This is a genomic window from Citrobacter sp. S46_ASV_140 (assembly GCF_018919545.1).
Lineage (GTDB): Bacteria > Pseudomonadota > Gammaproteobacteria > Enterobacterales > Enterobacteriaceae > Citrobacter > Citrobacter braakii.
Genome location: NZ_JAHLRC010000155.1, coordinates 1 through 6,823 on the forward strand (window position 1 = coordinate 1; position 6,823 = coordinate 6,823).

The 6,823-nt window shown below is 56.0% G+C and carries 5 protein-coding genes and 1 pseudogene; 3 read left to right on the forward strand and 3 right to left on the reverse strand.

The features are described from left to right. From KQJ19_RS21350 to KQJ19_RS21360, 3 genes are all read left to right on the forward strand, one after another. A partial coding sequence (locus KQJ19_RS21350) for a hypothetical protein (protein WP_216404105.1) occupies positions 1-2,465 on the forward strand: 2,465 nt, incomplete at its 5' end. Then, on the forward strand, positions 2,462-3,385 hold the full coding sequence (locus tag KQJ19_RS21355) for a type VI secretion system ImpA family N-terminal domain-containing protein (RefSeq protein WP_253296393.1): 924 nt from the start codon (positions 2,462-2,464) through the stop codon (positions 3,383-3,385). The genes KQJ19_RS21350 and KQJ19_RS21355, both read left to right, overlap by 4 nt. Continuing rightward, complete coding sequence (locus tag KQJ19_RS21360) at positions 3,382-3,774, forward strand: DUF4280 domain-containing protein (RefSeq protein WP_103766898.1); 393 nt, start codon at positions 3,382-3,384, stop codon at positions 3,772-3,774. Before KQJ19_RS21355 ends, KQJ19_RS21360 begins: the two co-directional genes overlap by 4 nt. A 66-nt stretch (positions 3,775-3,840) precedes the next feature. Here the strand turns inward: KQJ19_RS21360 and KQJ19_RS21365 are convergent, their stop codons facing one another. From KQJ19_RS21365 to KQJ19_RS21375, 3 genes and pseudogenes are all read right to left on the reverse strand, one after another. Further along, positions 3,841-5,754, reverse strand: coding sequence for a PRD domain-containing protein (locus KQJ19_RS21365; protein ID WP_200051832.1), 1,914 nt, complete (start codon positions 5,752-5,754; stop codon positions 3,841-3,843). Positions 5,755-5,775: 21 nt separating this feature from the next. Then, complete coding sequence (locus KQJ19_RS21370; protein WP_049283022.1) at positions 5,776-6,516, reverse strand: KDGP aldolase family protein; 741 nt, start codon at positions 6,514-6,516, stop codon at positions 5,776-5,778. Then, positions 6,513-6,823: pseudogene (locus tag KQJ19_RS21375) on the reverse strand (SelA-like pyridoxal phosphate-dependent enzyme); the annotation flags it as partial. The gene KQJ19_RS21370 and the pseudogene KQJ19_RS21375, both read right to left, overlap by 4 nt.

Sequence of the window (6,823 nt, forward strand, 5' to 3'; positions counted from 1 at the left end):
ATGATCGTCTGCAGGTCCTCGCCACAGCCGTCCGGGCCGATATCACTGGTGAGCGTTCCACCGCGCTGTACTGGCGCGTTCTCAATGGCATTCCACAGTGGCAGTTTCGTTCCATCGTCTGGCCCGGCTCGCTGTTCAGCCGCACCGATACAAAATTGCGCGAGACGTTTAACAACGTCACCCTGGCTAGCCTGCTGGTACCAGCCACCAACAGTATCTGCCTGCAAAATCACAATGAAAGGGGCTTTGAGCAGGACGATTTGCTACCCGAAGAGCGTTACCGGCAAATTCAGAACTTGCTCACTCAGGCAAAACAAATGGAGTCGCGCTATTTGCCGTTGCTACAATTAATGCAGATGAAGCAACCGACTGTGCAGACGTTGGCAAACGTCAGCGCCAGCGTTTGGGGCGTGACCGTTGACACCGACTCTTTACCCTCCCAGGAAAAGCTCAACGAGATGTTTGCCACTCTCAATCTCTCGCGTCTGAAATTACCCGACGCTAGCGAGCTGACTCAGCGCAACAGCGTACTTTTTTCTCACGAAACCATGCGCTGGCTGGAGCAAAACTATGGCAATACCAGCCTGGATAACAACGAAGAGCAGCTCGAACAACTGTTGGCGCTGTTTGGCAATGGCACCGGGGTTACCCCCTTGTTCGTCCGCTCGCTGGTCCGCCAGGTCAGCCGCTTACAAGCAACACTGACGACCATTAATAACCTGAGTCGTGACGCAACAAATTCGCCAATCAGACTGCCACTGGATGAGCTGCTCACGCAGGCACGAACCCTTAGGCTTATCGACAACAGCGTGGTTCAGGAACTACTCCGCCACGAAACCCTACTGCGCCAACGCTTTCTGGCGCAGGTTGATGGCTCCAGGCTGCACTTCTCCTCATTAACCGAGCAATCCCCGGAAGGACAATTCAGCGTATCGCCGGATCTTCTGGCATTACAAAAAAGCTTGCGTGATTTACTTAACCAACCCTTCTGGCAGCAGGGGGCAAACCAACCTACCGAGCTCTCCGTCGGTTATCCTGGCAACCTGCAACTTCAGCAGGCGCTGGCGCTGTATGGCGGATTTGAACGATTTATGCAGCAGCTTCCAGACAGCATCTGGCGACCTAAAATCACCATGCTGGCGCGACAGGCGGTGGAAAACGCCATACGTCAGGCGCTATACACAGGGGCCGCCGGAACCCCGGATAACAGCAATGTCAGCACCGCCAGCGCGGATCACATCATTGAAGCCTTCAACCAGCTCAACCGCCCTCAGCTTGCCATCGCATTGCGACAACAAACAGCGGCCCAGGTGATTACCCGAGTTCGTCAGAACGGCGGCGCGTTACTTCCGCCGATTAACCCTCCGGCGGTCAATTACGCCACGACTGAACAGGCGCAGGCCAGCGGACAGAAAATTGTCGGGTGGGCTAGCGCACAAGCAGAGCAAATCTCTGGTGCCCTGGTCCGCTATCAGCAGGATATTGACTGGCTCGACAACCAGCGTCCATGGTTAACGGCAGCGGATAACCAGCTTATCGCTCGCTGGAGCAATTCACTGGCGACCATGAAGCGGCTGCAACAACAGGATCCTGCCAGTTCGCCGATGCAGATGGCGGCCCTTGCTGCCGCGCTGCCGACGCTCTCTGCGCAGAACTGCCAGAGTGAACTGACGCAGTTTCGCACCGCCAGCAGTAACGATTTTTACGGTCAGTCGCTGAACGCGCTGGCAGACGCATCATTGCAAAAATGTCAGCAGTTACGCCAACAGGCCAGCATTGGCGCGGTACAGAAGATCTTCAATCTGTACAACACCTGGCTTGCAGGGCGCTTCCCGTTTACCGCCGCGGCACACGCACCGGATGCTGATGTCGATCGGGTACGTGAACTGACTCTTTTGCTGGTGCAACTCCCCGCCGAAACGCTATCCGAACAGCCGCCACTCATTCAACAACTGGCAGCGGCACAGCCGTTACTGTCGGCGTTGGTCAGCCCTGAAGGCGTGACGTTACGGGTTATCTGGCGGACCTCACGCAACCATGAGGCTGGCGCGGATCAGATTGCCGACTGGCGGCTTGTTGGTAATCAACAATCGATTAGCTACCCCGGCGGGACGACTGACCTGCACTGGCGCAGCGGTGATAGCCTGAACTTTAGTCTGCGCTGGGCAGCCAATTCCGCATGGCGTCCAATGCCAGGTCTGTCACAGACAGGCGTAACGGTAAGCGGTGATACTGGTCGTTGGCGCTGGCAGGGAGCGTGGGCACTGCTCAGGATGATTGAACAACAGCGCGTCGGTGGCGCACTGACGCAACCGCTGCCGCTGCGTTTTTCGCTCCCCGTGGGCGATGGTCAGAAGCAATTGCAGTCAACCGTATTTTGGCAGGTCACGTTGTTAGATGCCCAAAGCAAAGCGCCGCTACCATGGATACCGCTTACCGAGCAGGGATTATCAGGAGGAAAATGATGGAACATATTGAGGCATTACTGGCCCCCATTCAGGCGGATAATCCGTGCGGAGACTCTATCCGTTATTCACCAGAGTTCGACCAGTTGGTCACCGCCCGCCAGCAGGATGACGAAACGCTGCCCACCGGCGTCTGGCAAAGTACGCCGCGCCGCGCCGACTGGGATGAAGTCACCAAAATCGCTACTGTGCTGACGAAAACGCTCAGTAAGGATCTGGTCATTATGAGCTGGTTGGGTGAGGCATGGATTAGAGTTCACGGCTTAGCAGCCCTGCCCAATGCACTGGAATTAGTGACCCTGGCGCTGGAGCAATACCCGGAGCAATTACATCCTAAAATTAAAGAAGGTGACTATGACTATCGCGCCGCGCCACTGTGCTGGATAGCGCAACATTACGCCACGCTGGTCGCTGAATCCCCGCTGTTTATAGCTCATGGGGAAAACATCTCCCTGATCCTGTGGCAGCAGGGAAAATTAGCTGACGTTCCGCTGCCTGGCGCGGACGAGGCCACCATATTATCCCTGACATCCAGCATGGAGTGGCTCCAACGGCTCAACAACGTCTGTCAGAGTTGGCCTACCGAATCGGCACCTTCATTTAATGTACTGGAGCAAAAAATCAAAACCTGCCTGCAGGCGTTGGGCAACACCTTGCCGGAACAGTCGCAACCTGTCGGGCAAGAAGCCGCATCAACGGTCAGCAACGGCGCCACGTTTCTTCACCGCGAAGAGGCGTATCAGATGATTAAACAGGTGGCAGACTATCTGGCGCGTACCGAGCCCCACAGTCCGGTACCGTATCTACTGTACCGGGCCTATACCTGGGGACATACACCACTGCCGGAACTGCTCAATGAACTGATCACCAGCGACGAATCCGCTCGCCGACTGTGGAGACAATTGGGGGTACTGCCATGAGTTGTCCTGCCGTATGTACAGGTGCGATGCTGCAATGCTCGTTTGGCATAGCACCTGGCACACTGAACGTGTTGCCCACCAGCCGAACCATCGTCAACAGCCTGCCAATGGCGAATATTATGGATAACAAACCTTTTGTAAACATTCTGCCGTTCGGCATGTGCAACAGCATCGCCAACCCGATCGTTGCTGCTGCAACCGCCGCGGCGCTCGGCGTGCTAACACCAATGCCGTGCATCCCCACCACACCGGCCCCTTGGGCACCAGGCTCACCCACGGTATTAGTGGGCAATATTCCCGCTCTCACCGCCCAGTCACAGTTGCTCTGCATGTGGGGCGGCGTTATCCAGATTAGCTTCCCCGGGCAGGTAACGACCGTCGTCACGTGATGTTATGCCCTTGAAAATAAGGGTAACAGTTGCAGGAGACGACGCAGCAAGATAGTTGCAGCGTCGTCAAAAACGGCTCACACACTCCATTGCAACCGTTTTGAACTCGCTGAAATTGCGGCATGCGCAGAGTCGCGTCATCGCCCGCTCGCGCAGGAAGGTGACGAAAATATCGTAGATCGCCATCGCTTCTTCGTATTCGCTTTTGCTGATGGCGAGCAGGAAGATCACATGCGCCGTTTCATCCCCCCAGGCGATACCCTGCGGGGCGAGGATGGTGTAGACCACCGTTTTCTTTGCCAGCAGACCGAGGGCGTGCGGCAAGGCAATGCTGTCACCCAGCATGGTGCTGACGATGGCCTCACGTTCAACCACCGAATCAAGAAACTCCGCATCGACAAAGCCTTCATCCTGCAACTGGCGACATAAAACGTTGAACAACGTTTGTTGATCCATTGGCTCGTCGATCACACGAAAATGGGCGGCATCGAAGAATTTGTTCAACATCCACGGACGGGTTCTGTCGACCAGCACCAGTTTGCCAATTTGCTCCAGTTGATAATCGGTAGGGAACGGTGCAATCATCACCACAGGCTTATCTTTTTCACCAACCCGCGCGGTAGAGATGACGAAATCTTCGCTGATGCTTTCCCGCTGTTCGTAGTCGCGTAGCGTCACGGTATCGACGATTTCTATCTGCGGATACTTACGCGCCAGCACCGCCTCAATCATCCGCGCCATCGCATTCCCAGCATCGCATACTAGCAGAACTTTCGGTTGCCTCTGGTAACCGATGTTGTAACTACGCTCCAGCCCGACGCCAATATGCAGCACAAGGAAGCCAATCTCATTTTCACTGATGGTGTACGGCGTATATTTTCCCCATCCCGAGACGGCGGCCAGCGTCATGTCCCACGCCATCGGGTAGTGCTGTTTAATATTTTCCAGTAGCGGATTGGGGATCATTATCTGGTAACGCACCCGGGTGATCATCGTCTTAATATGCGTCAGCAGGTCAGCATGTAACTGTTTGTCATTCAACAAGTTGTAGTTGTACTGGCTGTTGATAAACCGCAGGATGTAATTGACCAGCGCTTCGTCATCATCCGCATTGATGGCGCTGGGGGCGATCTCTTGTACCTGGCGGGCGGCGATATGCACCTGCAGCCAGTTCTCTTCGGAAACGGTAAGCGGTTTATCCGCCAGTCGGTGCAATACCGCTGCGATTTCCCGCGTGGCCAGGCACACCGATTGCTCGGCTTCTTCTGCGGCAAACTCCGGGAGGGGATACCCTTCGCTAATCCGCCGTACCGCCACCGCGCAGTACAACCGCAAAAACAGCTCACCCTCATCGGTCAGGCGAATGTGAAAACGGGCAAAAATATCCTGCAAAACAGGTTGTAGCTGTTCAGGGATCCCGGCATTTAGTGCCTCTTGCGTCACTAGCGGGTGCTGTGGATCCTGCTGTGCCAGCGTCCATAGCAGATCGGTCAAACAGGCGCGGATCGCCATCTCGCTGCCAAACAGCTTCATACCGTGACGGGGGCGCGTTTCCAGCGTCAGATGATAACGTTGCAGATGCTCGCGCACCTCAGCCATATCGTTTTGCAGCGTCGCGCGGCTGATAAACCATTCATCAGCCAAATCCTCCAGCTTCAGCGAAAAGGCCGACGTCAGAAAACGAACCACCAGCCAGTGCACCCGCTCCTGGCTGGTGCGCGGGATGCGCAGCAACGCGTCTGGTCGCTGCGTTTGCAGGGCATGAAAACGTGCCGGGTCGTCAATTTTGAGTTGATAACCGTTACCCCGGCTGAGGACAAACTGCGCGCCGTACTGGGTGAGCAGCGCGTTTAGCGCAGTGATATCCGCCCGTACGGTGCGTGTGGAAACCGACAACCGCTGCGCCAGCTCGTCCTGTGGAAGCGCTTCGTTTTGCAGCATGCCAAACAGCTGCGCTAAACGTTGGTTGGGGAATCGCACGTCAGTTTCCTCATCAGTCAGTTAGCCTACGCAGGCCCGGGTCATCGCCATCAGTTGGCGCACGTCGTCCGGTCGGGTGTTACCACTCACCTTATCAATAATCGAACTATAGATGTGAGGAATGATTTTGCTCACTCCGGCATCCAGGGCGATCTGCAAAATTTCAGTGAAATTATCCAGATCGATACCGCCAGTTGGCTCCAGCCAGAAGTCATGACGGGCGCAGGCCTGGGCGACTGCAACGTACTCCTCACGGCACTTCAGGCCGCCCATTGGGAAGTATTTAATCGAGCTCCCCCCCATGTCTTTGAGCAACGCAATCGCGGTTTCTACCGGCACAATGCCGTCCGGCGTCTGGCTGCTCAGCGGACCGGTGGAGATTTTCACCCTGCCCGGAGTGCCGGTTGGCGAGACCAGACCGTTGACCACCGTCTCCTGCTGACCCAGCAGCGCGCGACTGGTCGCCACGCCGGTAAAGACCTGATTAACATGCTGTGGCTGCACCTGACGGGAAATTTCACTGACCATCGCCGACTGGTTGGGATCGCCCGCCCCCAGCCCCACGGAGAGGGCATTGTCGATAAGCGCTGCGTATTCACGCATATCCGCGACCGCGCTTGCGACATCCGGGTAATTTTTTGACAACACACCGACCAGCACGTGTCCTTCCGCCGCCGCGTAAATATCCCGGGCATTTTCTTTGGAGCCCGCCAGCACGTTCAGGCAGACGCGGTCGCGATAAAAGTTAGGGGTCAGTTTCATGCTTTTTTCTCCTGCGAAATCACTTCACCAATTCGACGGGCCACAATCTCCAGTTGCGCGCGATCCACGCTGCGCACATCGGCTTCGATAATGCCTTCGTTAGCTTTGTAACCACGGAAGTAAATCGCGTACTCTCCCTGTTTGAGTGCGTCGACCAGTTCACCTGTGGCGATCCCGGTTACCGCTTCGTCAAACTTAATTTCCGTGCGCGCGATGTCGCGCCCTGCGCTGTCCCACACCACGCGGGCACTTACGCCGTGAAGCTGGTTTAACGCATTAATGAACGGCGTCATTTTCTCGACCATCT

Coding starts and splice junctions, on each gene's coding strand:
- KQJ19_RS21355 (WP_253296393.1), top strand. CDS start 2,462: ATGATGGAACATATTGAGGCATTACTGGCCCCCATTCAGGCGGATAAT.
- KQJ19_RS21360 (WP_103766898.1), top strand. CDS start 3,382: ATGAGTTGTCCTGCCGTATGTACAGGTGCGATGCTGCAATGCTCGTTT.
- KQJ19_RS21370 (WP_049283022.1), bottom strand. CDS start 6,516: ATGAAACTGACCCCTAACTTTTATCGCGACCGCGTCTGCCTGAACGTG.